Below are 22377 nucleotides of genomic sequence, written 5' to 3'. Positions count from 1 at the left end.
TGGTCGGCCAGGCGGGTGAGATAAATCAGCACGTCGGCGATCTCGTGCGCCACCTCAGCCTTGGTTGCAGGCGCCAGGTTGCGGCTTTGCTCCTGGGTCATCCACTGAAAGTGTTCCAGCAGTTCCGCCGCTTCCACGATCAGGGCTGAGGCGAGATTTTTCGGGGTGTGGAACGGCTCCCAGTTGCGCTGGTCGGCAAAACGCCGCAGTTCCAGGGCCAATTCTTCAAGGGTGTTGCATTGATACGGCACAGTTTCGCAGTTCATGGCAGATCTCTTGGAAACAAAGGAGCCGCCTGGAAGGCTTGGCCTCGCACCTTGGGACAGACGCGGCTCGGAGAAAGAGGCAAACAATGGCAAAGTTCAATCTTACCTCAAGATAATCAAGAAAAATATGCAAAAATCAAGAGGGATTGGGCCGCAACCGGCCGAGACCCGACGGTCTCGTCGGCCAAGCCTCATCGGAAAAAGGGGCCGTTTCGCCGACGGCGCGCCGTTGCCCAGGCATTCGATGCTCCCGGCAAGGCCGCCGCATGGAATTTTCCTAAACGCAGTGAATACACATGGAAAATGCACAGGGAGATTGGTACATTCCACCTTGCACAAGATCCTCTCCACCCTCGCAAACGCTTCCGCACAAGAAAGCGCCCGCCCTGAAAAGAGCACCATGCAACCGCACTGCGCCGTGACGCGGCAGAATGACCCAGGAGGCCACCCCATGAAACACACCCTGTTGACTGCAAAAAATCTTCCAGACCGCCAGCAGCCGAAGGAGCGCGCGACCACAAAGCGCTGTGCCGCCTTGCTTGCCCTGACCTGCGGCTCAATCGCGATTTTCGGCGCATCGTGGCCGGCAATCGGGGAAGAGCAACGAAAAATCGTCCTGAACGACGCCCAGTTCAAAGAATCCTACTTGGAAAAAGTAACGGTTTCAGGCGGCATTCGCGCCGGCTTCATGCACCAAAGCGCTCTTGAGCACATTGACCTGAATGCGCTGTACATCTATTTGCAACACGACGTCCGGGAGCAAGACACCATGTTGTGCGTCAACATGGTCAGTCGCGACGGCCGCTACGCCGCCTCCTGGCAATACGCCCTGGGCGAACAACCGGCCGGCTCCATCCTGGTGAACATGCCGTCGAAATATCAGACGCAAATTGCCGGCTACGCCCCGGACGCCCTGGTTGTGCTCGCGGCCGTCACCCAAAAAGACTGCTTGTCCAGCGAGGTCAAATATGTTCCGTCCAGTTGGGGCGCCAGCGCGGCCAACGATTACGTGCTGTACGTCAACTCCGGCAACACGGACACTGAAATTGGCGTGCCGGGAGCAACGGGCAGGATTCCCTGCAGCAAAATCACGGCCGACAGCACCATCGCCTACGACACCCAATGCCTGCTGAAAAAGGATGTGGTCAACGAGCCGAAAAGCGTCTTTATCTTAAGAAACAATTTTGGCAACAGACTGCCCAATGTTGAATTCCCGGTGAGATAAATCAGTGCCGGCGCGAAGATTGTTCTATAAAGGCATCGTTCTCATCCGAGATGTTTTACTTGCGGCGGTTGTCTCGGAACCGGAAAAAAAGGTGTTCCAGGACATGTCGCATCAATACCCTCGCGCCCTGCACTGCATCGCCTTGTTTTTATGCATTTATATTGCAATCCTGGTGATGTTTGTCGCCAAAATCGCCATCAACTCCTTCAGTCCTGGCTCATTTATCGTCACGGCGAGATCAGAGCGGATAGAATACCAGCCCGAGAGCGTAGATCCGCCCCGAATCCCCTTTCGCAACGCGACCTTGTATTGGGAAGAAGAGGCCAGCGCTGAAGTCTTTGATCCCCTTGCTTCCACTTCCTCGAAATCGCAGTCATTCTCGCATCAAGGATCAGGATCGCTGCAAATCCAAGGAAAATCGAATATTGTTTTTTCCAGGATCGGCAAGGGGCCCTTGCATGTGCAGATTAAAAGCGCTGGAAAAAACAGCGTTTACGACGAAAACGACCAAAAAATTCGCACCCTGCCGGAAACGATTGATCTGGTGCTCAACGATCCGATGAGTTTAATCAACCAAGGCGTGGCGTGGAAATACAATATTGACGGACCGCTGGTGGTTGGACGGGTGCCGACCTATGACGCCTACCAGCAAAACGGCTTGTTGCTTGACGGCGAGATTCATATGGTCGCCAAACAGCTGTTGTCTGGAAATCACTACAAGGTTGACCCCTATAAACTGCAATTGGGCGACGGTTTGCAATTCATGCCCGCTGATCCCAAAACAAGCGGCATGGTCACCTTTGACAGTGATCGCGGCATACAGCTTATCGCCATCGTTGAAGCGCATTCTGCAACGATCAAAAAATTCAGAGAAACAAACTTAAAAATTCGCAACAATTTATGGTCCAAACTGGGAAAAGATGAAGAGCTCGTTATTACTTGGGCCTTGATGCTGGCGGTTCCAGGAATTTTGGTTTTTTCAATACGCATACTCTATTTTCATTCACAGATGAAATTAAAATAGCAGGTGTCGTTTCCACAACTCATCAACCATAATTAATTCAAATGAGAATATTTTATCAATTTTTTCTTGTCGGCGCCCTGCTTGTCTGTCTGCAGTGCGTGCAAGCGGGAGCCTCCGACGTGTATCTGAAGGTGGATGAAAACGAAACAGGTCAGGGAATTTTTCGCCAGAGAAACACCGAGTGCCTGCTCATCACCCCGGCCCATGTTGTTGAAGACGCCTTTACCCTTGAAGCGACAACAGCCGACCGATCAAAATATCCGGCTGAATTAATTGAATTGTTCCCGGGAGACATCAGCATTCTCCGCCTGAAAACGGACGATCACGTTGCCTGCCGGCAAACCATTTGGCCAAGCCGGGAACAACTCAACGCGCTGCTCGGCACGGAACAACAGGGCGAGTTGCACTCCATGCTCGCCGACGGCAGCATCCGCAAAATTCCGGTTGATGTCATAGGCTACGACAAATACCGCAACATCAACATCCGCCCCGTGAACCAGGAAGACGCTCTGAGCAAAGGGGCCAGCGGCAGCCCCCTGTACCTGGCCGGACAGGTTGCCGGGATGCTCCTTTCAATCACCAACGGCGTGGGCAATGTGATCCGCCAGGACGCGCTCGCCAACGCCATCGCCCTGTTCTTTGACGAGGGCGACCAAGGCGGCGGCGAAAAACCGACCACCCTTGGCGCCGACCCCGCGCCCGGCAAGTCGGCTCCGAAGATTGCCGCCCCGCAAAACCAGTCCTCGTTTACCGGGACCATTCTCACCAACGTCACCAAGGAGCACGCCATCTCGTTGACGGCAAACAGCCCGATCCAAATCACCCTGGCGCCAACAGGCGACAAGGTGCGATACGCCGTGGAATTGATTGACTCGACCAACCGGGTGTCCTGCAGCCGCTCGCTGAAAAGCCCCCTGCTGGACGCCGAGGTTTCCTTTCCGTGCACGCCTCTGGCGACCGACAAATTTGCCCTCAGGGTCACCGGCACCGGAGGCGAAGGCGCCTACAAGATTGCCTTCTCCCCGATTACCTCCGATGCGGCCTTGCGCAGCGACAAGAACATCATCAGCGTGGACGGCGACGCGCAGTCGGAAACCATCGTGAAGAACGCCGTCGCCGAATACAAGGTGAAACTCTACCGCAACAGCCCGGTGCGGATCGTCCAGTCGCTGCACGGCGACGACTATAAATACACCACCGAACTTTCCGATTCCACAGGAAAAATAGTCTTTCGCAACCTGTGCGAGTCACGACCTGACCAAGCGCCGATCACCACCCCCTTCACCCCCCCAACAACCGACGCCTATGTGGTGCGCGTCCTGGGAACGGAAGGCGCCGGGCAATACAGCCTGGCCCTGCAGTCCATCGCCTTTGACGCCCAGCTTCGCGGCGAGGCCAATCTGCTGAAAATTGGAGGCAGCGCGGCAAGCGGCGTCATCGCCAAGGACGCCGTGGCGGAATATCGCTTTGATCTCGACGCCAACGTCCCGGTGCGCTTCAATTTCCCGGCAACTGGCGACCAAGGCGCGTACAACGTGAAAGTGTTGGATTCCACCGGAAGCCCAGTCTACAGCGACCCCTACAAACGGATCCGCGGCCAGGAGACCTCGTTCATCCCCTTCACCGCCTCCAAGGCCGATCAGTATACGTTGCGCCTCATCGGGACGGAAGGAGAATGCCGGTACACCGTCAGCCTCACCTCCAAGTGAGCGGCGGAGACGCCGCAACACAGGGGGGCGTGAACGCTCCGCCCTGATCGGCGACTGCGGGCGCACCTTTGCCCGCTGCGCAGCAACATAAAAAAAAGCCCGGCTTTCCGTTATGATCGGAAGGCCGGGCCAGCAATGCTCAATTAAAAAAAATCAGACCACGGATTCCATCTGCTCGCCGGCCAACTGGGCCTGCATCGCTTTTCCCACCGTGCGGCCCAACCCCACGCACTCGCCCAACTGGGCGTGTTCGGGCACATATTGCACCTTCAGCCCTTCGTGGCACAGGATGATGTTCATGTCCTTGAGGATCTCGTTCATCATCTTGACCGCCTCGCCCGACCAGCCGTAGGAACCAAACGAGGCCCCGACCTTGTTGGTGGGCCGCAGGCCGCGCATATACATCAGAAAATCAGCCATTCGCGGCAGCATGCCGTTATTGAGGGTCGGCGAGCCAAGGACAATAGCGCTGGCCTCCAGGACGTCGGTCATGACGTCGCTGCGGTGGTTGACCTGCAGATCAAGCAGCTTGTACTCGACGCCTTGTTCGTGCAGCCCTTCGGCCACCGCCTTGGCCATCTTCTTGGTTGATTCCCACATGGTGTCGTAGATCACCAACGCTCGGCCGTTGCCCTGATGGTTGCACCAGCGGGAGTACGCCTCAATGATCTTGCCGGGGTTGGAGCGCCAGATCACGCCGTGATCCGGGGCCAGCATCTTGATCGGCAACTGCATCTCCTGCACCTTGGCCAGCAGTTTTTTCACCAGCGGCGAATAGAGGGTGAGGATGTTGGCGTAATACTTGGTGGCCTCGTGCATCAGCACGTCCTGATTGACCTCGTCGTCGAACCGTTCGCTGGTGGCCAGATGCTCGCCAAAGGCGTCGCTGGTGAACAGGATCTGGTCTTCCTTGAGATAGGTGAACATCGAATCCGGCCAGTGCAGCATCCGGGTCTCCAGGAAGCTCAGGGTGCGTTTGCCCAGGCTCAGTTCCTCGCCGGGGCCGACCACATGGAAGGGCCAATCCGGGCGATGGAAATGCTGCACCAGGGCCTTCTGCCCCATTTTCGAGCAGATCACCTTTTCCGGATTGATCGCCTCGATCACCTCGGGAATCGAGCCGCTGTGATCCATCTCCACATGGTTGACCACCAAATAATCGATCTTTTTCGGATCGATGATGGAGTGAATCCGGTGCATCAGCTCGCTGCGATACGGCTTTTTCACCGTGTCGATCAGGGTGACCTTCTCGTCGATGATCAAAAAGGCGTTGTAGGTGGTGCCGCGCTCGGTGGAATACCCGTGGAAATCGCGGGTGGTCCAGTCGACGGCCCCCACCCAGTAGACGTTTTCGGCCAGTTGAATTGTTTTCATGGTGCAAATCCTCCTGCACAAGGGGCAGTTAAAAAGTGAGAATCGTGTAGCCTTTCTCGATAAAATCCGACATGGCGGGGTGACCGGCCATCTCGCCGATCAACGGGATGCCTTCTTGGGTCACTGCGTCGGCAACCTTTAATTTGTGGGAGCAGGCCCGGCAGGCCCCGAGAATCAGCCCGGCCTCTTTTGCCTTGATGTACAGCGGATGCAGAAAATGGCCTGGGTCAGCCATCAGCGGCACCAGCTTGACCGACTCGCCTTCGAGAATGATCTTACCCCCCATGCCTTTCTGGGCCATGTCCAAGCTGTTCAAAAGGACGTGAACAAAACAGAGGGGATCGCCGCGGAAGGCAAAAAAGACACATGTTTGCATAACGTTAACCTCAGATGGAGTACGTGATCAAGAACGGAGTGGAAAAGCAAGTTCTGCCGGGGGATGGAATGCTGGAATGCGACAAGGAAGGGATGAAGCGGGAAAATCGCATGTTTCGGGGCGGAACAACACCCGCCGCCCGAAACGTGCCGGGCGGCGGGATAGGTGTTTACGCCTCTTCGAACTGATCTTTGCCGGCGCCGCAGACCGGACAGGCCCAATCGTCAGGGATGTCCGCGAAGGCGGTTCCCGCCGCAACCCCGTTGTCGGGGTCGCCGGCGGCGGGATCATACTCATAGTCACAGACAACGCATCGGTATTTTTTCATTTTTTGCTCCTATAATTGTGGGGGAGAGGAATCAGGCTTTCCACAGTCCGTGGAGATTGCAATACTCGCGGGCGGAAACTTGATCCGCCTTGATGCAGAAGGTGGCCTCAGGGGCCTCGCCGGGGTTCAGGTTCTGTCGGTAGACCTTGCCGTCGGCAATCAACTCGATAAATTCGATCCAGTGCTTTTCTTCCATGGGGTGGGCCACCGAGCCAACAGCAACCTTGTAGCCGTCAGCCACTTTGGTGATCACCGGCACATGTTTTTCCTTGGCCGCGTCGACGGTGTTTTCGGTCATCTGGTTCATGGGCTGGCCACAACAGACCAACTCGCCCGCCCCGGCATGCAACACTTCAACAATGTTGCCGCAGAGAGCGCACTTGTACACATCGTTCTTTTTCGTCATGGCATGTTCTCCTCGTAGATTGAAAAAATCTTAGGGGTGAAAAATTGCGTTGTTTCCACCCTAACACCGGCAAAACATAGATAAAGGATAAACGATCCGACTTGGCTTAGAAAGGGCCAATTTGTCCTTTTCCCTGGTTTTGTCTGTAAAATCGGCACATGTTCAGCTGTTGTGTTTGGCAAGATAGTCTGCAACGCCGGCGGCGGTCGGGGTCATGGCCTCTTTGCCGGTTTCCCAGTTGGCCGGACAGACGTCGCCATGTTTCTCGTGGAACTGAAGGGCGTCGACCATACGTAGCGCTTCGTCGATGTTGCGCCCCAGGGGCAGGTCGTTGATCACCGCATGGCGAATCACGCCGTCGCGGTCGATAAGGAAGGTGCCGCGCAGGGCGATGCCGGCATCGAGCAGGACGCCGTACTGGCGGGAAATGTTCTTATCGAGATCAGCCACCAGGGGGTATTGGATATTGCCGATGCCGCCCTGCTTGATCGGGGTGTTTTTCCAGGCCCAATGGGAGAACTGGGAGTCGATCGACACGCCGATGATCTCGCAATTCTTGGCCTGAAAAGCAGCCAAGGTCCTGTCAAAAGCCAAAATCTCCGAAGGGCAGACAAAGGTGAAATCCAGCGGATAAAAGAAGAGGATGACATACTTGCCCCGGTAGTCGGAGAGTTTAAAATCCGGTTTCATCGAATTGTCGGGCATGACGGCGGTTGCCGTGAAATCCGGGGCCTGTTTGGTCACTAAAAAGCTCATGGAAACGTCTCCTTGAAATTGAAAATGGCGTCGTGCGCGGGTTACCCCAGCGCGCCCTTGCCCTGGTCGGTGATCTCGTACTTGCACCGGGCTGGACTGCTGACGTAGCCCTTGTTTTTGAGGGCGGTTATCTGGCAACTGATCTGTTTAGTCTCCAGGCCGGTCGAGGCGGCCAACTCCTTGCTTCCGCAGGCTTCGGCGCTTTGCGCAAGCGCTTCAAGCACTTGCCGCTGGGCGTCGCTGAGCGAGGCTGGTTCGCATGTTGTGCAAGCCATGTCGTGTTCTCCTGTTTTCTTGGTCGTTTCCTGTTGTTTCCGACATTTCGGACAAAGGCCGAAAAATTCAATTCTGCAACCGGTTATCCGGTATCCTTTTTCCTGCGTCGGCGCCACATAGGGAACTGGGGCGTCGGGCGTGGGAATATTGTCGACCCTTTGACATTGGGTGCAAAACACATGGTCGTGGTCGTGCGGGTCCCAATCAAAGCGTTTCTGCCGACCGCTGATCTCCAGTTTTTTGATGACCCCGGCCTCAGAAAGAATTTCCAGATTCCGGTACACCGTGGCTAAACTGATGCGCGGCAGTTTTTTTTTAATACGCTCGTACAACTCGTCCGCAGTGGGATGAATCTTGCCTCGATGCAATTCTTCAAGGATGATCTCCCGTTGGTGGGTCATGCGCAGATTTCGATTCATCATTCCCCTTGTAGAAATTTTTCCTAAAAGTAATTGAGAATCATTTACACGTCAAGAAAAAAAGAAAAGCCCAGGAAAGAGAAGGCGCGCGATTGCGAAGGGAAAAGAAACCAGAGAGGGGGGAGATTTTGAGGAAAGGCGAAAAGGGGAAAACTCGAATCCGTTCGCGCCTCAATTGGAGGCGCGAACGGATTGGGGGGCAGGCTTATTCGAGGATGAAGTCGTCGCGGCGATTGTGGGCGTAATCGTCCTCGCTGCCGCCGTTGAACAGCGGCCGCTCTTCGCCGTAGCTCACCGTGCGGATGCGGCCTTCCTCGATGCCGAACTCAATCAAATAGGCTTTGGCGCTCATTGCGCGGCGTTCTCCCAAGGCCAGGTTGTATTCGTTGGTGCCTCGGTTGTCGGTGTTGCCTTCGATCAAGACACGGCCGGAAGAATTATTCTTCAGATATCCGCCGTTGTGCTCCATGGTGGGAATTTGGTCGCCATTGATCTTGGACTGATCGTAATCAAAATAGACTGGCTTGAATTCAGGTGAGCAGCGCCCGTGTTCCCGTTTGTAGGCGTCGCTCTGGTCATCGGCTCCATTGGCGAGACTGCCGCTCCCGCCGCGGCCGGTGGAATCCAACCCTTCCGTACTGGGGCCGGTTTCCTCAGTAATGTTGCCCATGCGATTGCTGTCTGCGTCGGAGGCGTTGTTCGCGCCGCCCGCATACGGTGAAACATGTTTGGGGCCGCAGCCGCCCAACAGAGCAACTGTGCACGCCAATGTTGCGGCAAAGAAAAACCGGGGAAAAAAATTCATACGTAAGCCTCGCAAGTGAGATAAAGGACAAGAGAAAACAAGTAGTCGATGTATACCTACAACCAGCCGACAACGTCAACAAAAACCTAATTTTCCCCTGTTGCTCCAACAATTTTGGCGATTTTGCTCTGCCCTCTTAGCCGCACCTTTTTCTTGCGAGCCACAGCCATGAATGGTAGATGAAGGAGCATCTTATCAACATTATCCAATGCAGGAGGAATGCATGATCAACAAAGTACTCGCCGCCTTGTTGCTGTTGGCAGCTCTGTGCAGCCCGGTTGCCGCCGAAACCACCATTGTCTTTGCCACCGACGCCACCTGGCCGCCGATGGAGTTCGTCAACGATCAGAAGCAGGTGGTTGGCTATTCCATCGACTTCATGACTGCGGCCGGCAAAGAGGCAGGTTTCAAGCCGGTCTTCAAGAACACCGCCTGGGACGGCATCTTCGCCGGACTGGCGTCGAAGAAATACGATGCCATCGTCAGCTCCGTTTCGATCACCGAGGAGCGGAAAAAGGCCATGGATTTCAGTGAGCCCTATTACACCGTGCGCCAGGCGTTGATCGTCGGCAAAGCCTCGACCGCAAAAAGCCTGGCTGATCTCAAGGGACAGAAAGTGGGCGGACAAATCGGCACCACCGGCTATTTCGCCATCAAGGCCGTGGCCGGCGTGGAAGCCAAATCCTACGACGAAGTCGGTCTGGCCATGGAAGATCTCAACGTCGGCCGCATCGCCGCCGTGGTCTGCGACGATCCTGTTGCCGCCAACTACGCCATCGACAAATACAAAGACAATCTCAAGATTGCCTCGGTGATCGAAACCGGCGAGGCCGAGAATTATGGGGTGGCGGTCAACAAGGGCAGCGCCGAGACCCTGGCTCTGATTGACAAAGGCATCAAGGCGGTCAAGGCCAAAGGGCTGGACAAGGAACTCAAGAAAAAATGGATTGGTCAGTAAGCGACCGTTTCGATTTTTCCATTGCCGGGCCTTTGCGCCCGGCTTTTTTTATCCAACCGTCAAGACGGGACGACCATGTCTGAACCAGAAATCACCAAAATCGAAGTCGGCGACGGCGCGGCCATCCCCAGGCCCGAAGACAAGGGGTTGGTCTCGGCCTGGTGGATCGCCCTGTTCGGGGCCATTGCCTTGCTCGTGTTCCTACCGTGGTACAAACCCGATCCTTACCTCAACATCCTCCGTTTCGTTCCCGACGGCATCATCGTCACCTTTGAGGTGACGGTGTTCTCGATTTCGCTGGCCATCGTCATCGGGTTGCTGACCGGTCTGGGCCGCCTGTCGCGCAACCGGTTCATCAACCTGATCGCTTCCCTGTATGTGGAGGTGGTGCGCGGCATCCCGCTTCTGGTGCAGCTTTTCTACATCTACTACGCCCTGGGCCGTTTTGTCCGGGTGCCGGATCTGGTCGCGGCGGTGATCGCCATGGCCTTCTGCTACGGGGCCTACATGGGCGAGGTGTTCCGCGCCGGCATCAAATCCATCGATTCCGGACAGACCGAAGCCTCGCTGTCGCTGGGATTCAACCACCGCCAGACCATGGCCTACGTCATCCTGCCCCAGGCCTGGAGAACCATCCTGCCGCCGGTGGGCAACGAGTTCATCGCCCTGTTGAAGGACACCTCGCTGGTCTCGATTCTGGCCGTGGCCGACATCCTGCGGCGCGGGCGGGAATACGCCTCGGAAAGTTTCAACTATTTCGAGACCTACACCATGATCGCCCTGATCTATCTCCTGATTACCCTCGTCTTGTCCAAACTCATCAGCATCATGGAACACAGGTTGAGCCATTATGAACGCCGCTGACCCGATCATCCGTCTACAGCACATCAACAAGTTCTTTGGCGCGTTCAAGGCGCTCAGCGACGTCAGCCTTGACATCAAAAGCGGCGAAAAGGTGGTGGTCCTGGGCCCTTCGGGTTCGGGCAAGTCGACCCTGCTGCGCACCGTCAACAGGTTGGAATCCATCGATTCCGGGACGATCATCGTCGACGGCCACAACCTCTACGATCCGGGCGAAGACATTAACCGCATCCGCATGGAGGTGGGCATGGTCTTCCAGAGCTTCAACCTCTTTCGTCACAAGTCGGTGCTGGAAAACCTCACCCTGGCCCCGATCAAGCTCAAGAAAATGGACCGCGACCAGGCCGAGACCCTGGCCCTGGCCCTGCTCGACAAGGTGGGGATGCGCGACCGGGCCACCCATTTCCCGATCCAGCTTTCCGGCGGTCAGCAGCAGCGGGTGGCCATTGCCCGGGCGCTCGCCATGGAGCCGAAGATCATGCTCTTTGACGAGCCGACCTCGGCCCTGGACCCCGAGATGATCAACGAGGTGCTTGAGGTGATGATCACCCTGGCCCGGGAGGGCATGACCATGCTGGTGGTCACCCATGAGATGGGTTTTGCCCGCGAGGTCGCCGACAAGGTGGTGTTCATGGATGCCGGGGCGGTGGTTGAAGTGGCCAAACCGATGGAATTTTTCACCAATCCGCAGAACCCGCGCAGCCAGCTCTTTCTCCGCCAGATCCTGGCGCCCGCCACCCGATGACCAGCGTAAACAGCGCACTGCTGGAAATTCACCAGCATGAGGGGCTGAGTTACAAACCCCTGGTGGATTTTGCCGATTGGCGGGTGGCGGTCCTTAATTTTAGCCCGGATCTGCTGCCGGAAAACCTCACCCGCATGCAGCGCCACAACGAGACCGACGAGGTCTTTGTGCTGCTCCAGGGGCAATGCATCCTCTTTGTCGGCGAAGGGCAGGAATCGGTGACCCGGATTCACGCCGAAGACCTCCAGCCGGGAACGATTTACAACGTCAAACAGGCGGTCTGGCACACCCACGCCCTCAGCCCCGACGCCAAGGTTCTGGTGGTGGAAAATCGCGACACCACCTACGACAATTCACCCTTTACCCAGCTCAGCGCGGAGCAGCATCGTGAGCTGATCCGGTTGGCCGCGTCGCTGCGACAAGGGCCCGGCACACCGCAACCTTCTCCCTGTTGCGGCAATTAACACGTAAAATCAAGCGTTTTTGTTGTGCATTTTCCGGTCTCCCGGACTTGTCAAGCTCGGGATGATCGGGTATATTTTGTCCCCGACCACACCAAGGCAGCCCCGGCTGCCTTCCTCTTTTTTCCCAGCCCCCGAAAGGTATCGGTATGAAAGCTTCCCTGAGCAAAAAAACGAAATTTATTTTTATTACCGGCGGCGTCCTTTCCTCGCTGGGCAAGGGGCTTTCCGCCGCCTCCATCGGTTCCCTGCTCGAATCGCGGGGACTGACCGTCACCTTCCAGAAACTTGACCCGTACATCAATGTCGATCCCGGCACCATGAACCCCTTCCAGCACGGCGAGGTCTACGTCACCAACGACGGGGCCGAGACCGATCTGGACATGGGCCACTACGAGCGCTACACCAACGCGGTGATGGGCAAGCAGAACAACTACACCTCGGGGCGGATCTATTATTCGGTGATCATGAAGGAGCGGCGAGGCGAGTATCTCGGCGGCACGGTCCAGGTTATCCCCCACATCACCGACGAGATCAAGGAGGCGGTGCTCCAGTTGGACGGCAGCGCCGATGTGGCGATCATCGAGATCGGCGGCACGGTCGGCGACATCGAGGGCCTGCCGTTCATCGAAGCCATCCGCCAGCTGCGCATCGACCTCGGCCGGGAGTACACCCTGTTCATCCACCTGACCCTGGTGCCCTACATCAAAACCGCCGGTGAGGTCAAAACCAAGCCGACCCAGCATTCGGTCAAGGAATTGCTGGCCTCGGGAATCCAACCCGACATTCTAATGTGCCGCACCGAGGCTCCGCTCACCCCGGAACTGAAAAAGAAAATCGCTCTCTTCTGCAACGTGGAGGCCAATGCGGTCATTTCCGCCGAGGATGTCGAATCCATTTATGAATTGCCGCTCAAATTGCGCCAAGAGGGGGTGGATGACCGCATCCTGGAGAAGCTGGGCATCTGGACCGGTTCGCCCAACATTGAACCCTGGGAGCAACTGGTGCGCAGGATCAAGAATCCCAAGGGATTCGTGACCATCGGCATCACCGGCAAGTACGTCGATCTGACCGAGTCGTACAAGAGTTTGCACGAAGCCCTGATCCACGGCGGCATTGCCAACGAGACCAAGGTCAACCTGCAGTACATCAGCGCCGACGGCCTTGAAGACGGCACTGACCTGGAGAAGCTTGACAACTGTGACGCTATCCTGGTGCCGGGCGGATTCGGCAGCCGGGGCATGGAAGGCAAAATCCAGGCGGTGACCTATGCCCGCGAGCGCAAGATTCCCTTCTTTGGCATCTGCCTGGGCATGCAGCTGGCGGTGGTCGAGTTCGCGCGCAACATCGCCAAAATCGAAGGGGCCCACTCGGTCGAGTTCAATCCGGCCACGCCCCACCCGGTGATTTACCTGATGACCGAATGGTTTGATTTCCGCACCGGCAAGATCGAAAAACGCGACCAGCATTCCGACATGGGCGGCACCCTGCGCCTTGGCGCCTATCCCTGCGAGCTCAAGCCCGGCACCTTAGCCTCGGCCGCCTACGGGCAGGAGTCGATCAGCGAGCGGCACCGGCACCGGTACGAGTTCAACAACGCCTACCGCCAGCAACTGGAGGAGGTCGGCTTGATCGTCAGCGGCACGTCGCCCGATGGTTCTCTGGTGGAGATTGTCGAACTGGCCGACCACCCCTGGTTCCTCGGCTGTCAGTTCCACCCGGAGTTCCAGTCCAAACCAATGAAACCGCATCCCCTGTTCCGCGATTTCATCAAGGCGGCTATTGCCTATAAAAAAGGAAACAAGGCCTGAGATGATCAACACCGTTGTCCTCCAACCCACCCCTTCCGGGCCAATCACCATCGGACCGGGAGCGCCGCTGCTGCTCATGGCCGGCCCCTGCGTGCTTGAAAGCGGCGAGCTGGCCTGGGAAATCGCCCGGGAGATGAAGGCCATTGCCGCCCGACTCGGCGTCTCCTACGTGTTCAAGGCCTCCTTTGACAAGGCCAACCGCACCTCGCTCACCTCCTTCCGCGGACCCGGTGCGGAAAAGGGGCTGCGCATTCTCGGACGCCTGCGGGAAGAGGTCGGGGTGCCGGTGGTGTCCGACATTCACGAACCAGCCCAGGCCGAAATGGCCGCCGACTACCTCGACATCCTCCAGATTCCGGCCTTTCTCTGTCGCCAGACCGATCTCCTGGCGGCCGCCGCCCGCACCGGCAAGGTGGTCAACGTCAAGAAGGGCCAGTTTGTCTCGCCTTGGGACATGGAGCATGCGGTCAACAAATTGCGCGGCGCGGGGACCGAGAAGATCCTGCTCACCGAACGCGGGGCCAGTTTCGGCTACAACAATCTGGTGGTGGACATGCGCTCCCTGCAGGTGATGCGCTCCTTCGGCTACCCGGTGGTCTTTGACGCCACCCATTCGGTGCAGCTGCCCGGCGGCGCCGGCGGCAGTTCCGGCGGGCAGCGCGAATTCATTCCCGCCCTTGCCCGGGCCGCCATGGCGGTCGGCATCGACGGCCTGTTCATCGAGGTCCATCCCGACCCGGCCAAGGCCCTGTGCGACGGCCCCAACTCTTTGCCGCTTGATGCGGTCGAACCCCTGCTCAGGCAATTGCTGGCGGTGCGACAGGCCGTAGCCGGGGTGATCGATGCCTAACAACACCTGCGGCCTGGAAGGCGGCGCCTATCCCACGGACTGCGAATTGACTGAGGCTCTGCGTAACCGAGCCATGGCCCGCAACCGGCCGCTGGAACGAAGCGAGGTCTGGAAGGCGGCACTGGCGCAGGCACGGCAGGTCAAGCTGCTGTTGCTCGACGTCGACGGCGTGCTCACTGACGGCAGCATCACCTATGGCGCAGGCGGCGTGGAGACCAAGAGTTTCAACACCCAGGACGGCCTTGGCATCAGGCTCCTGCAGGAAAGCGGGGTGGCGGTCGGCGTCGTCACCGCCCGCAGTTCCGAGGCCGTGGAGCGACGCGCCAAGGATCTGCGCCTGGCCCACGTCTTTCAGGGGCAAGGGGACAAACTGACCGCCTTTGAAGCCATCCTCAAACAAACCGGCCTGCGGCCGCCGCAGACGGCCTACATGGGCGATGATCTGATCGATCTGCCGATTCTCAACCGGGTTGGTTTTGCCGCAGCACCCGTCAACGCCGTGGCCGAGATTTGCCAGCGGGTCCACTATGTCGCCGAACGCAGCGGCGGCCGGGGAGCGGTCCGCGAGGTCTGCGATCTCATCCTTGAGGCGCAGGGCAACCTGGAACGCATGCGGGCCCAGTTCGACCGATGATCAACAATCCCCGCAATCTGTTGTGGATGCTGCCGTTGTTGCTCTTTGCAACCAGCCCCCTGTGGCAGCCCTCAGTCAGCGCCTTTCTCGCGCCCAGGGGCGGCTACAATCCAAAGCTGGCTCAACCGCAGGACGAGTCGCCGATGCAGAATTTCGTCATGGATTCAGTGGCCATCACCATGACCACCAATGGCATGGAAGAATGGCAGATCGACGCCGAGCGCGCCTACACCGGCGAACAGGACCATGAAATCGAGATGGAACAGGTCAGCGCCATGTACATCGGCACAGAGAAAGAACCGATCAATATCGAGAGCCGCAAGGGAACCTATCTCATCGACAAACGGCATTTGGTGCTCACCGATCATGTCAAGGTCGTCAAACCAACCCAAAACCAAGTCATGCTGTCCGAACGGTTGGAATACGACGACGCCAGCAAGATGCTGGTCAGTCCGGGCAAGGTCTTTATCCAGGCGCCGGACATGAAACTGAACGCCGGCCGCATGGACTATGATTTTTCCACTGAGGGTTTTGATTTCACCAATCGGGTTAAGGTTAACCTCTAACTCCTTCCGGACGCCGGCGGGATTTCACATTGAAGGGATTCGTCATGTTGAAAGTGAACGAGCATTATCTCAAACTGCAGGCATCCTACCTTTTTTCCGACATCGCCAAACGCGTGGCCGCTTTCCAGGCCGGAAACCCAGAGCGCGAGGTGATCAAGCTGGGCATCGGCGACGTCACCAACCCGCTGCCCGAGGCCTGCATCGCCGCCTTTCACAAGGCGGTGGACGAGATGGCGACCACCAGCGGCTTTCGCGGCTACGGTCCCGAGCAGGGGTATGATTTTCTTCGCCAGGCGATAGCGACGCATGATTTCCAGGCGCGCGGCGCCGACATCCAGGCCGACGAAGTCTTTGTTTCCGACGGCGCCAAGTGCGACACCGGCAACATTCAGGAACTGTTTGCAACCGACGCCAAAATCGCCATTCCTGATCCGGTCTACCCGGTGTACCTCGACACCAACGTCATGGCCGGCCGCACCGGCGCGTTCAAGGACGGCCGCTTTGAAGGGCTGGTGTATCTCGAATCGACCAAGGCCAACAACTACGTCCCCGACCTGCCCAAGGAGCCGGTGGACCTGATCTACCTCTGCTTCCCCAACAACCCCACCGGTTCGACCATCACCAAAGAGCAACTCAAGGTCTGGGTTGATTTTGCCCGCGACAGCAAGGCGCTGATCCTGTTTGACGCCGCCTATGAGGCCTTTATCCGCGATCCAGCGCTGCCGCACTCCATTTTTGAGATTGAAGGCGCCCGCGAAGTGGCGATCGAGTTCCGCAGCTATTCCAAAAGCGCCGGCTTCACCGGAACCCGCTGCGCCTACACGGTGGTGCCCAAGGAGTGTATGGCCTTTGACGCCCAAGGCAACAAGCAGGCCATCCACCCGTTGTGGAACCGACGGCATTGCACCAAATTCAACGGCGTCTCCTATCCGGTGCAGCGCGCGGCCGAGGCGGTCTACTCGCCCGAGGGCAAGGCCCAGTGCACCGCCCTGATCGACGGCTATCTGGCCAACGCCAAGATCATCGGCAAGGCGGTTTCCGAACTGGGCTACTCCTATGTCGGCGGCGACAACGCCCCCTACGTCTGGATCGAGGGCCAGCGCGATTCCTGGGAATTTTTTGATCTGCTCTTGAACAAGGCAGGCGTCGTCTGCACGCCTGGGGCGGGTTTCGGCAAGTGCGGTCAGGGCTATATCCGGCTCTCGGCGTTTAATTCCGAGGCCAATGTGGTCAAGGCCATGGGCCGGATTCGCGAGGCTTTGGGATAATATCTTCCCCCTCTTTCCACTACAAGAGGGTCGTGTCCACGCCGTTATATGCTCTGTGGACACTTCTCGATGGACGATAACAGCGAAATCGCTTGAGGGATTTTGATCCTCAAAGCAAAGGACACCCAGTTTGTGGGGACGAGGCAAGAGGGCAAGAAGGGGAACCTGATCACGACAAGGCAGGAAATGTAACGACTGCAAAGCCCTTCGAACGCAGGCCGTGTGCAAGACGGTTGCAGTGACGGCAACCAATGGTGTTGAGCTCGCCTCCTTATTTCAAAAGGAGGCGAGAATTTTTTCGTGCATCAAACGCACCACCTCCTCCACCGGCAAACCGGTGGAATCAATGGTCAGGGCGTCGGGCGCGGCCTTGAGCGGGGCAATGGTCCGCTCGCGGTCGTCCTTGTCCCGTTTGACAATCTGGGCCAGCAGTTGTTGTTCATCCACCTCTTCCCCTTTCCCGCGCAGTTGCTCCGCCCGGCGATGCGCCCGAATCTCGGGGCTGGCGTCGAGGAAAAATTTCCAGGCCGCCTGGGGGAAAACCACGGTGCCGGTGTCGCGGCCCTCGGCAACAATCCGACCGCTCTCGCCTATTTTTTGCTGTAGTCGGGTCAGGGTTTTCCGCACCAGCGGCAGGGCCGAAACCTGCGAAGCCAGCAGGCCCATCTCCTGAGTCCGCAAAAGCGCTCCCACCTCTTTGCCGTCGATCAACACTCGGACGTCATCTTCGCCGGCCGCTGGCGGCAACAGTTCAATCTGGATCGTCTGCAGCAAGGCGGCCAGTTGTTCGCTGTTGGCCAACTCCACCCCCTTTTCCCGACACTGATAGGCCACGGCGCGGTACATCGCCCCGGTGTCGAGGTAGGTGAAATGCAATCTGGCGGCCAGCGCCCGCGACACGGTGGATTTGCCGCCTCCGGAAGGGCCGTCGATGGTGACGATGCGCAGGCCTTTACACATAGGCCAGATCCTGCAGACACTCGGCCAGGGCGGTCACAAAACGCTGGTTTTCCTCGGCCGTGCCCACGGTGATGCGAATGAAATCCGGATACCCATAGGCTTTCATGGAGCGGACAATCACCCCTTTGTAGAGCATGGCCTCGTACAGTTTGGTGGCGTCGCCCTTGACGTCGATCAGAAAAAAATTGGTGTGCGAAGGATAAGGAACGCACCCTAGCTTGGCCACTGCCTCGCTCAGCCAAGACCGCCCCTCGGCGGTGCCGCGCAGGGTGCGGTCGTAATGATCCGTGTCGCCTAAGGCGGCCAGCGCGCCTGCCTGGGCGGGCAGGTTAACGTTAAACGGCTGCCGCACCCGGTGCAGCAGGGAGGCGACCTCGCGGTGCATGACCCCAAAACCGACCCGCAAGCCAGCCAAGCCAAAGGCCTTGGAAAAGGTGCGCAGGCTGACCACCGCCGGGATATTCTCCGGCCTTTGGATATACCCCAGGATGTCGATGCGCTGGGCCGGTTCGACAAAGTCGACATAGGCCTCGTCAACCACCACAATCACCGATTGCGGCAGGCCCGCCAAAAAGCGATCAAAAGCCTCCTTGGCGATCAAGGTTCCGGTGGGATTGTTCGGATTGTCGATGAAGATCAAGCGGGTGCGCTCGGTGACCGCAGCTGCGATGGCCTCCAGGTCGTGGTCCATCGCCTTCAGGGGAATCACAACATTCTCGCCGCCGCGCACCTGGACGAACTTCTGGTACATAAGAAAGGAGGGGTGGCTGGTGATGACCGCATCGCCAGTGCCGACAAAGGCTTTGACCAGGAACTCAATCACCTCGTTGGAACCGTTGCCAAGCACGATCTCCGAAGCCTCCGAGCCAATCCAACCGGCCACGGCCTCGGTGAGAGAATAGCTGGAACCGTCGGGATAACGGTGCAGATTGTGCAACATGGCGCCAATGGCGGCAACCGCCTTGGGCGAGGGGCCCCAGGGATTTTCGTTGGAGGCCAGTTTAATGGCGTTGGTCACCCCATACTCGCGCTCCAGTTCATCCATGGGTTTGCCGGGAGGATAGGGGACAATGGCTGCAATGTGTTGGGGAACTGGAAGTTGCATAATCAGGCGATAACCGGTTTTTTTCCTGCAACGCCGGCGCGTTGTTCAAGGTTGTAGGCGGCGCGCAAGAGGATTTCCTCATTGAAATGGGCGGCCTGGAGCTGCATGCCGATCGGCAGACCCTGGTTGTTGAATCCGCACGGGACCGACATGCCGGGAATGCCGGCAAGGTTGGCTGATAGGGTAAGGATGTCGGAGAGATACAGGGCCAACGGGTCGTCCGCCTTGTCGCCGATCTTCCAGGCCGGGGTCGGGGTGACCGGTGAAACCATCAGGTCGCAACTCGCAAAGGCTTTGGCGAAATCCTCCTTGATCAAGGTGCGCGCCTGGGAGGCCTTTTTGTAAAAGGCGTCGTAGTAACCGGACGAGAGGGCGTAAGTGCCGATCAGAATCCGCCGTTTGACCTCGTCGCCAAATCCCTGGGAGCGCGAGCGGTTGTACATCTCGATCAGCGTATCGGCGCTGCGGTCGCGGTAGCCGTAACGAACTCCGTCGAAGCGGGCCAGGTTGGAGCTGGCCTCGGCCGGAGCAATGAGATAGTAGACCGCCACGCAATACTCGGTGTGCGGCAGGGTGACTTCGACCATCTCAGCCCCGGCCTCCTGGAGCATGGCTATGCCGTCGCGCACCGTCCGGTCAACTTCAGAGTCCAGACCCTCGCCGAAATACTCCTTGGGAATGCCAATTCGCACCCCTTTCAGGCCGTCCTGGAGGGCGGCGGTAAAATCGGGAACCTCCAACTTAATCGAGGTTGAGTCATGCGGATCGTAGCCGCTGACGGCGTTCATCATCAGGGCGCAGTCGCGGACATCCTTGGTCAGCGGCCCAACCTGGTCCAGCGACGAGGCAAAAGCCACCAGCCCATAGCGCGACACCCGGCCGTAGGTTGGTTTCATGCCCACGGTGCCGCAGAGCGAGGCGGGTTGGCGGATTGAACCGCCGGTGTCGGAACCGAGCGAAGCAAAACATTGATCAGCCGCCACCGCAGCAGCGGAACCGCCGCTGGAACCTCCGGCCACATAGCCCAATTTCCAGGGATTATGCGGCGTCTGAAAGGCGCAGTTTTCGCTGGTCGAACCCATGGCAAACTCGTCCATGGCCAACTTGCCCAGGAGCACTGATCCCGCGTCCGCCAATTTGGTGACCACCGTGGCGTTATAGGGGGCAATAAAGTGTTCCAGAATCCGGGAGCCGCAGGTGGTGGGCATCGAGGTGGTGCAGAGCACATCCTTGATCGCCAGAGGGATGCCGCAGAGCGGACCGACTTGGCCGTTTTTCCTGTTGAGATCGGCTTGTTCGGCTTGGCGCAGCGCGCCTTCCTGATCCAAGGCTAGATACGCCTGCACCTTGGGTTCCACCGCCTCGATCCGGCCAAGCACCGATTCGGTGAGGGCAACCGAACTCACCTCGCCTTGTTCCAGGAGGCTTGCGGCCTCATGTAGGGTTAACGCGTACAGTTCCATGCTTTATTGTGGGGGGTGTAAGAGAGAGAGAAAAAGCCGGGCCGATGGATCAGCCGATGACCCGGGGAACCACAAAAGATTCGCCGTTTTGTTCCGGTCCATTTGCCAGGGCAAGCTCACGGGGCAACGACGGGCGCGCCTCGTCTTCGCGAAAGGCGTTGACCACCTGTTGGGTATGCGTAGTGACGGCCACGCCGGTGACGTCCAACTCGTCGAGTTTGGCCACATAGGAGAGGATGGCGTCGAGTTGTCCGGTCATGCGGTCAACCTCGGCGGCGGTCAGATCAAGCCGGGCCAGTTTGGCCACGTGCTGCACTTCTTCTCGAGTAATTTTCATGGCTGATCAAAGGAAAAAACAAAAGGGACAGGTGCGGTTGTTCATTAAAAAACAGCTACTGTTTATACCGCGAACAGGTGGAAAGAACAACCCCTGCAAAGATTTCAACCAACTCCGCATCAAACTGGCTGCCTGCGCAACGACGGAGTTCGCCCACTGCTTCGGGGCTGGTGAGATTTTTACGATAATTGCGTCGTGAGGTCATGGCGTCGTAACTGTCGGCAATGGTGATGATCCGGGTCAGCGTGTCCAACTCATTGCCGCCGATGCCGTCCGGATAGCCCGACCCGTCGAGCTTTTCGTGGTGATGACGGATGATGTCGCGCTCCCGGTCCATAAAGCTTAGGGGCTCGATGATGCTGGCCCCCACCTCCGGGTGTTTTTTAATCAACGACCACTCTTCCGGAGTCAGGGCTCCGGGTTTTTGAATGCAGGAGAGGTCGATCACCAATTTGCCGATATCGTGGAACTGTGAAGCCCGGCGAAGAACAAGCATATCGTCGCTGCCGATCATGGCGGCCTCGCCCAGCAACACCGATAATTCCGTCACTCTCCGGGTGTGGCCGGCGGTGTACCCGTCTTTTTCCTCCATGGCCGCCTGCAGACTGGACATGATCTGAACAGTGGCGTTCTCCAGGTGATTGCTGTACTGCTCAAGCAAAACATTTTTCTCCGCCAACTCTCGGGTTTTTGCCTGAACCTCTCGCTCCAAATCCTTTTTATAGGCTTTTTCTTGAAGAAGAAAACGCCGTTTTTCCGCCGCCTGCTTAATCTTGGCGTGAAACAGTTCAATATCCGCAATAGGTTTGGTCAAAAAATCGTATGCGCCCAGATTGATGGCCTTTACCGCGTAATCCATGGAACCTGCTCCGGTAAGAAACAGGACCGGAATATCGACCCGTTGCTGGTTCAACCGCGCCAATGTTTCGAAACCATCCATATCAGGCATATTGATATCGAGCACGATGACGTCAAATTCATCGGAAACCCGTTCCAGAACCTGCCGCCCGGATTCCACGGCAACCACCTCGTGATCAAACAAACTGAGGATTTTTTGGATTGCAAGACGAACCATGGTGTCGTCGTCTGCGATAAGAATCTTCGATCCCATAGATTTTTCAAGCCAAATTGAAAGGTTAAAAACGACGCGCTATGAAAAGGTCAACCTCCGTCACCTACTTCTATGCAGTGTCGCACAATCGCGCACTCGAGGAAAGCGTTATTGCTGTGGAAAGAATGGGATCGGCTTTTGCGCCCCAAAACCAACGCGTTTTTCCTTTCAACAAAACACGCTAACCCCGCAACAAACACATGTTGCGGGGTTAGATGTCTGCCGTCTCTCCGTGGTGTGTCACTGATTTACTTCACGGAGATCCTTAAAGCGGCCTTGCCGC

General features: G+C 57.6%; 26 protein-coding genes. 13 read left to right on the top strand and 13 right to left on the bottom strand.

What is annotated here, in order from left to right:
* On the bottom strand, positions 1–266 hold a 266-nt coding region (locus tag RCH93_RS02405; protein ID WP_306546715.1), incomplete at its 3' end, for a nucleotide pyrophosphohydrolase.
* A gap of 451 nt (positions 267–717) precedes the next feature.
* Between RCH93_RS02405 and RCH93_RS02400 the strand changes: the two genes are divergently transcribed.
* Genes RCH93_RS02400 through RCH93_RS02390 form a run of 3 tightly spaced genes read left to right on the top strand, consistent with a single transcriptional unit; the run spans position 718 to position 4224 of the window.
* Positions 718–1491, top strand: a complete 774-nt coding sequence (locus RCH93_RS02400) for a hypothetical protein (protein ID WP_306546714.1) — start codon at positions 718–720, stop codon at positions 1489–1491.
* A gap of 19 nt (positions 1492–1510) precedes the next feature.
* A complete protein-coding gene (locus tag RCH93_RS02395; protein WP_306546713.1) occupies positions 1511–2515 on the top strand; it encodes a hypothetical protein in 1005 nt (334 codons plus the stop codon).
* A 41-nt stretch (positions 2516–2556) separates the two neighbouring features.
* Positions 2557–4224, top strand: coding sequence for a hypothetical protein (locus tag RCH93_RS02390; RefSeq protein WP_306546712.1), 1668 nt, complete (start codon positions 2557–2559; stop codon positions 4222–4224).
* Positions 4225–4377: 153 nt separating this feature from the next.
* Here the strand turns inward: RCH93_RS02390 and RCH93_RS02385 are convergent, their stop codons facing one another.
* Both RCH93_RS02385 and RCH93_RS02380 read right to left on the bottom strand, forming a co-directional pair.
* Positions 4378–5598: an FprA family A-type flavoprotein gene (locus RCH93_RS02385; RefSeq protein WP_306546711.1), complete on the bottom strand. Its 1221-nt coding sequence runs from the start codon at positions 5596–5598 to the stop codon at positions 4378–4380.
* A 28-nt stretch (positions 5599–5626) separates the two neighbouring features.
* Positions 5627–5974: a cytoplasmic protein gene (locus RCH93_RS02380; RefSeq protein WP_306546710.1), complete on the bottom strand. Its 348-nt coding sequence runs from the start codon at positions 5972–5974 to the stop codon at positions 5627–5629.
* A 14-nt stretch (positions 5975–5988) separates the two neighbouring features.
* Between RCH93_RS02380 and RCH93_RS02375 the strand changes: the two genes are divergently transcribed.
* Positions 5989–6162, top strand: coding sequence for a hypothetical protein (locus RCH93_RS02375; protein ID WP_306546709.1), 174 nt, complete (start codon positions 5989–5991; stop codon positions 6160–6162).
* On the opposite strand, the gene rd is transcribed toward RCH93_RS02375, so the two are convergent.
* The 5 genes from rd to RCH93_RS02350 form a co-directional block, all read right to left on the bottom strand.
* Positions 6144–6302 (bottom strand): rubredoxin, encoded by a 159-nt coding sequence (gene rd, locus RCH93_RS02370; protein ID WP_306546708.1) that lies wholly within the window; start codon positions 6300–6302, stop codon positions 6144–6146. The genes RCH93_RS02375 and rd overlap by 19 nt on opposite strands.
* Positions 6303–6333: 31 nt before the next feature.
* On the bottom strand, positions 6334–6708 hold the full coding sequence (locus RCH93_RS02365) for a desulfoferrodoxin (RefSeq protein WP_306546707.1): 375 nt from the start codon (positions 6706–6708) through the stop codon (positions 6334–6336).
* A 162-nt stretch (positions 6709–6870) separates the two neighbouring features.
* Positions 6871–7464 (bottom strand): peroxiredoxin, encoded by a 594-nt coding sequence (locus RCH93_RS02360; protein ID WP_306546706.1) that lies wholly within the window; start codon positions 7462–7464, stop codon positions 6871–6873.
* Between the two features lie 41 nt (positions 7465–7505).
* A complete protein-coding gene (locus RCH93_RS02355; RefSeq protein ID WP_306546705.1) occupies positions 7506–8162 on the bottom strand; it encodes a transcriptional repressor in 657 nt (218 codons plus the stop codon).
* A gap of 202 nt (positions 8163–8364) precedes the next feature.
* Positions 8365–8964 carry an OmpA family protein gene (locus tag RCH93_RS02350; RefSeq protein WP_306546704.1) on the bottom strand — a complete coding sequence of 200 codons (600 nt, stop codon included), beginning with the start codon at positions 8962–8964 and terminating at the stop codon, positions 8365–8367.
* A 223-nt stretch (positions 8965–9187) separates the two neighbouring features.
* Here RCH93_RS02350 and RCH93_RS02345 point away from each other — a divergent pair, with 223 nt between their 5' ends.
* The 9 genes from RCH93_RS02345 to RCH93_RS02305 all read left to right on the top strand — a co-directional run bounded on the left by RCH93_RS02345 (position 9188) and on the right by RCH93_RS02305 (position 17118).
* Positions 9188–9922 carry a basic amino acid ABC transporter substrate-binding protein gene (locus RCH93_RS02345; protein WP_306546703.1) on the top strand — a complete coding sequence of 245 codons (735 nt, stop codon included), beginning with the start codon at positions 9188–9190 and terminating at the stop codon, positions 9920–9922.
* A gap of 75 nt (positions 9923–9997) precedes the next feature.
* Positions 9998–10786: an amino acid ABC transporter permease gene (locus tag RCH93_RS02340; protein ID WP_306546702.1), complete on the top strand. Its 789-nt coding sequence runs from the start codon at positions 9998–10000 to the stop codon at positions 10784–10786.
* Positions 10773–11528: an amino acid ABC transporter ATP-binding protein gene (locus RCH93_RS02335; RefSeq protein WP_306546701.1), complete on the top strand. Its 756-nt coding sequence runs from the start codon at positions 10773–10775 to the stop codon at positions 11526–11528. Before RCH93_RS02340 ends, RCH93_RS02335 begins: the two co-directional genes overlap by 14 nt.
* On the top strand, positions 11525–11992 hold the full coding sequence (locus RCH93_RS02330) for a hypothetical protein (protein ID WP_306546700.1): 468 nt from the start codon (positions 11525–11527) through the stop codon (positions 11990–11992). The genes RCH93_RS02335 and RCH93_RS02330 overlap by 4 nt, the downstream gene beginning before the upstream one ends.
* A gap of 146 nt (positions 11993–12138) precedes the next feature.
* Positions 12139–13800, top strand: a complete 1662-nt coding sequence (locus RCH93_RS02325) for a CTP synthase (protein WP_306546699.1) — start codon at positions 12139–12141, stop codon at positions 13798–13800.
* A 1-nt stretch (position 13801) separates the two neighbouring features.
* On the top strand, positions 13802–14650 hold the full coding sequence (gene kdsA, locus RCH93_RS02320; protein ID WP_306546698.1) for a 3-deoxy-8-phosphooctulonate synthase: 849 nt from the start codon (positions 13802–13804) through the stop codon (positions 14648–14650).
* Positions 14643–15284 carry an HAD family hydrolase gene (locus RCH93_RS02315; protein ID WP_306546697.1) on the top strand — a complete coding sequence of 214 codons (642 nt, stop codon included), beginning with the start codon at positions 14643–14645 and terminating at the stop codon, positions 15282–15284. The genes kdsA and RCH93_RS02315 overlap by 8 nt, the downstream gene beginning before the upstream one ends.
* Complete coding sequence (gene lptC, locus RCH93_RS02310; RefSeq protein ID WP_306546696.1) at positions 15281–15850, top strand: LPS export ABC transporter periplasmic protein LptC; 570 nt, start codon at positions 15281–15283, stop codon at positions 15848–15850. Before RCH93_RS02315 ends, lptC begins: the two co-directional genes overlap by 4 nt.
* Positions 15851–15894: 44 nt before the next feature.
* Entirely contained in the window at positions 15895–17118 is a 1224-nt protein-coding gene (locus RCH93_RS02305; protein ID WP_306546695.1) for an LL-diaminopimelate aminotransferase, read from the top strand.
* A gap of 276 nt (positions 17119–17394) precedes the next feature.
* On the opposite strand, the gene cmk is transcribed toward RCH93_RS02305, so the two are convergent.
* Genes cmk through RCH93_RS02280 form a run of 5 tightly spaced genes read right to left on the bottom strand, consistent with a single transcriptional unit; the run spans position 17395 to position 22094 of the window.
* The gene (gene cmk, locus RCH93_RS02300) at positions 17395–18078 is read right to left on the bottom strand and encodes a (d)CMP kinase (RefSeq protein ID WP_306546694.1); all 684 of its coding nucleotides are present in this window, start codon (positions 18076–18078) and stop codon (positions 17395–17397) included.
* Positions 18071–19183, bottom strand: coding sequence for a histidinol-phosphate transaminase (gene hisC / locus RCH93_RS02295; RefSeq protein ID WP_306546693.1), 1113 nt, complete (start codon positions 19181–19183; stop codon positions 18071–18073). Before hisC ends, cmk begins: the two co-directional genes overlap by 8 nt.
* A 2-nt stretch (positions 19184–19185) precedes the next feature.
* Entirely contained in the window at positions 19186–20646 is a 1461-nt protein-coding gene (gene gatA / locus RCH93_RS02290) for an Asp-tRNA(Asn)/Glu-tRNA(Gln) amidotransferase subunit GatA (RefSeq protein ID WP_306546692.1), read from the bottom strand.
* A 49-nt stretch (positions 20647–20695) separates the two neighbouring features.
* A complete protein-coding gene (gene gatC / locus RCH93_RS02285; protein ID WP_306546691.1) occupies positions 20696–20983 on the bottom strand; it encodes an Asp-tRNA(Asn)/Glu-tRNA(Gln) amidotransferase subunit GatC in 288 nt (95 codons plus the stop codon).
* 55 nt (positions 20984–21038) lie between these two features.
* On the bottom strand, positions 21039–22094 hold the full coding sequence (locus RCH93_RS02280) for an HD domain-containing phosphohydrolase (protein WP_306546690.1): 1056 nt from the start codon (positions 22092–22094) through the stop codon (positions 21039–21041).
* Positions 22095–22377: the final 283 nt, after the last annotated feature.

The organism is Desulfobulbus sp. (assembly GCF_030824455.1).
In the GTDB taxonomy this organism is placed as follows: Bacteria; Desulfobacterota; Desulfobulbia; order Desulfobulbales; family Desulfobulbaceae; genus Desulfobulbus.
The sequence above is the reverse complement of the archived record's forward strand: the minus strand, read 5'-3'. Positions and strand labels throughout refer to the sequence as shown.

Bases quoted from the DNA above. Each gene is read 5' to 3' on its own strand.
- RCH93_RS02400 (WP_306546714.1), top strand. From the start codon at position 718: ATGAAACACACCCTGTTGACTGCAAAAAATCTTCCAGACCGCCAGCAG.
- RCH93_RS02390 (WP_306546712.1), top strand. From the start codon at position 2,557: ATGAGAATATTTTATCAATTTTTTCTTGTCGGCGCCCTGCTTGTCTGT.
- RCH93_RS02385 (WP_306546711.1), bottom strand. From the start codon at position 5,598: ATGAAAACAATTCAACTGGCCGAAAACGTCTACTGGGTGGGGGCCGTC.
- RCH93_RS02380 (WP_306546710.1), bottom strand. From the start codon at position 5,974: ATGCAAACATGTGTCTTTTTTGCCTTCCGCGGCGATCCCCTCTGTTTT.
- RCH93_RS02375 (WP_306546709.1), top strand. From the start codon at position 5,989: ATGGAGTACGTGATCAAGAACGGAGTGGAAAAGCAAGTTCTGCCGGGG.
- rd (WP_306546708.1), bottom strand. From the start codon at position 6,302: ATGAAAAAATACCGATGCGTTGTCTGTGACTATGAGTATGATCCCGCC.
- RCH93_RS02365 (WP_306546707.1), bottom strand. From the start codon at position 6,708: ATGACGAAAAAGAACGATGTGTACAAGTGCGCTCTCTGCGGCAACATT.
- RCH93_RS02360 (WP_306546706.1), bottom strand. From the start codon at position 7,464: ATGAGCTTTTTAGTGACCAAACAGGCCCCGGATTTCACGGCAACCGCC.
- RCH93_RS02355 (WP_306546705.1), bottom strand. From the start codon at position 8,162: ATGATGAATCGAAATCTGCGCATGACCCACCAACGGGAGATCATCCTT.
- RCH93_RS02350 (WP_306546704.1), bottom strand. From the start codon at position 8,964: ATGAATTTTTTTCCCCGGTTTTTCTTTGCCGCAACATTGGCGTGCACA.
- RCH93_RS02345 (WP_306546703.1), top strand. From the start codon at position 9,188: ATGATCAACAAAGTACTCGCCGCCTTGTTGCTGTTGGCAGCTCTGTGC.
- RCH93_RS02340 (WP_306546702.1), top strand. From the start codon at position 9,998: ATGTCTGAACCAGAAATCACCAAAATCGAAGTCGGCGACGGCGCGGCC.
- RCH93_RS02335 (WP_306546701.1), top strand. From the start codon at position 10,773: ATGAACGCCGCTGACCCGATCATCCGTCTACAGCACATCAACAAGTTC.
- RCH93_RS02330 (WP_306546700.1), top strand. From the start codon at position 11,525: ATGACCAGCGTAAACAGCGCACTGCTGGAAATTCACCAGCATGAGGGG.
- RCH93_RS02325 (WP_306546699.1), top strand. From the start codon at position 12,139: ATGAAAGCTTCCCTGAGCAAAAAAACGAAATTTATTTTTATTACCGGC.
- kdsA (WP_306546698.1), top strand. From the start codon at position 13,802: ATGATCAACACCGTTGTCCTCCAACCCACCCCTTCCGGGCCAATCACC.
- RCH93_RS02315 (WP_306546697.1), top strand. From the start codon at position 14,643: ATGCCTAACAACACCTGCGGCCTGGAAGGCGGCGCCTATCCCACGGAC.
- lptC (WP_306546696.1), top strand. From the start codon at position 15,281: ATGATCAACAATCCCCGCAATCTGTTGTGGATGCTGCCGTTGTTGCTC.
- RCH93_RS02305 (WP_306546695.1), top strand. From the start codon at position 15,895: ATGTTGAAAGTGAACGAGCATTATCTCAAACTGCAGGCATCCTACCTT.
- cmk (WP_306546694.1), bottom strand. From the start codon at position 18,078: ATGTGTAAAGGCCTGCGCATCGTCACCATCGACGGCCCTTCCGGAGGC.
- hisC (WP_306546693.1), bottom strand. From the start codon at position 19,183: ATGCAACTTCCAGTTCCCCAACACATTGCAGCCATTGTCCCCTATCCT.
- gatA (WP_306546692.1), bottom strand. From the start codon at position 20,646: ATGGAACTGTACGCGTTAACCCTACATGAGGCCGCAAGCCTCCTGGAA.
- gatC (WP_306546691.1), bottom strand. From the start codon at position 20,983: ATGAAAATTACTCGAGAAGAAGTGCAGCACGTGGCCAAACTGGCCCGG.
- RCH93_RS02280 (WP_306546690.1), bottom strand. From the start codon at position 22,094: ATGGGATCGAAGATTCTTATCGCAGACGACGACACCATGGTTCGTCTT.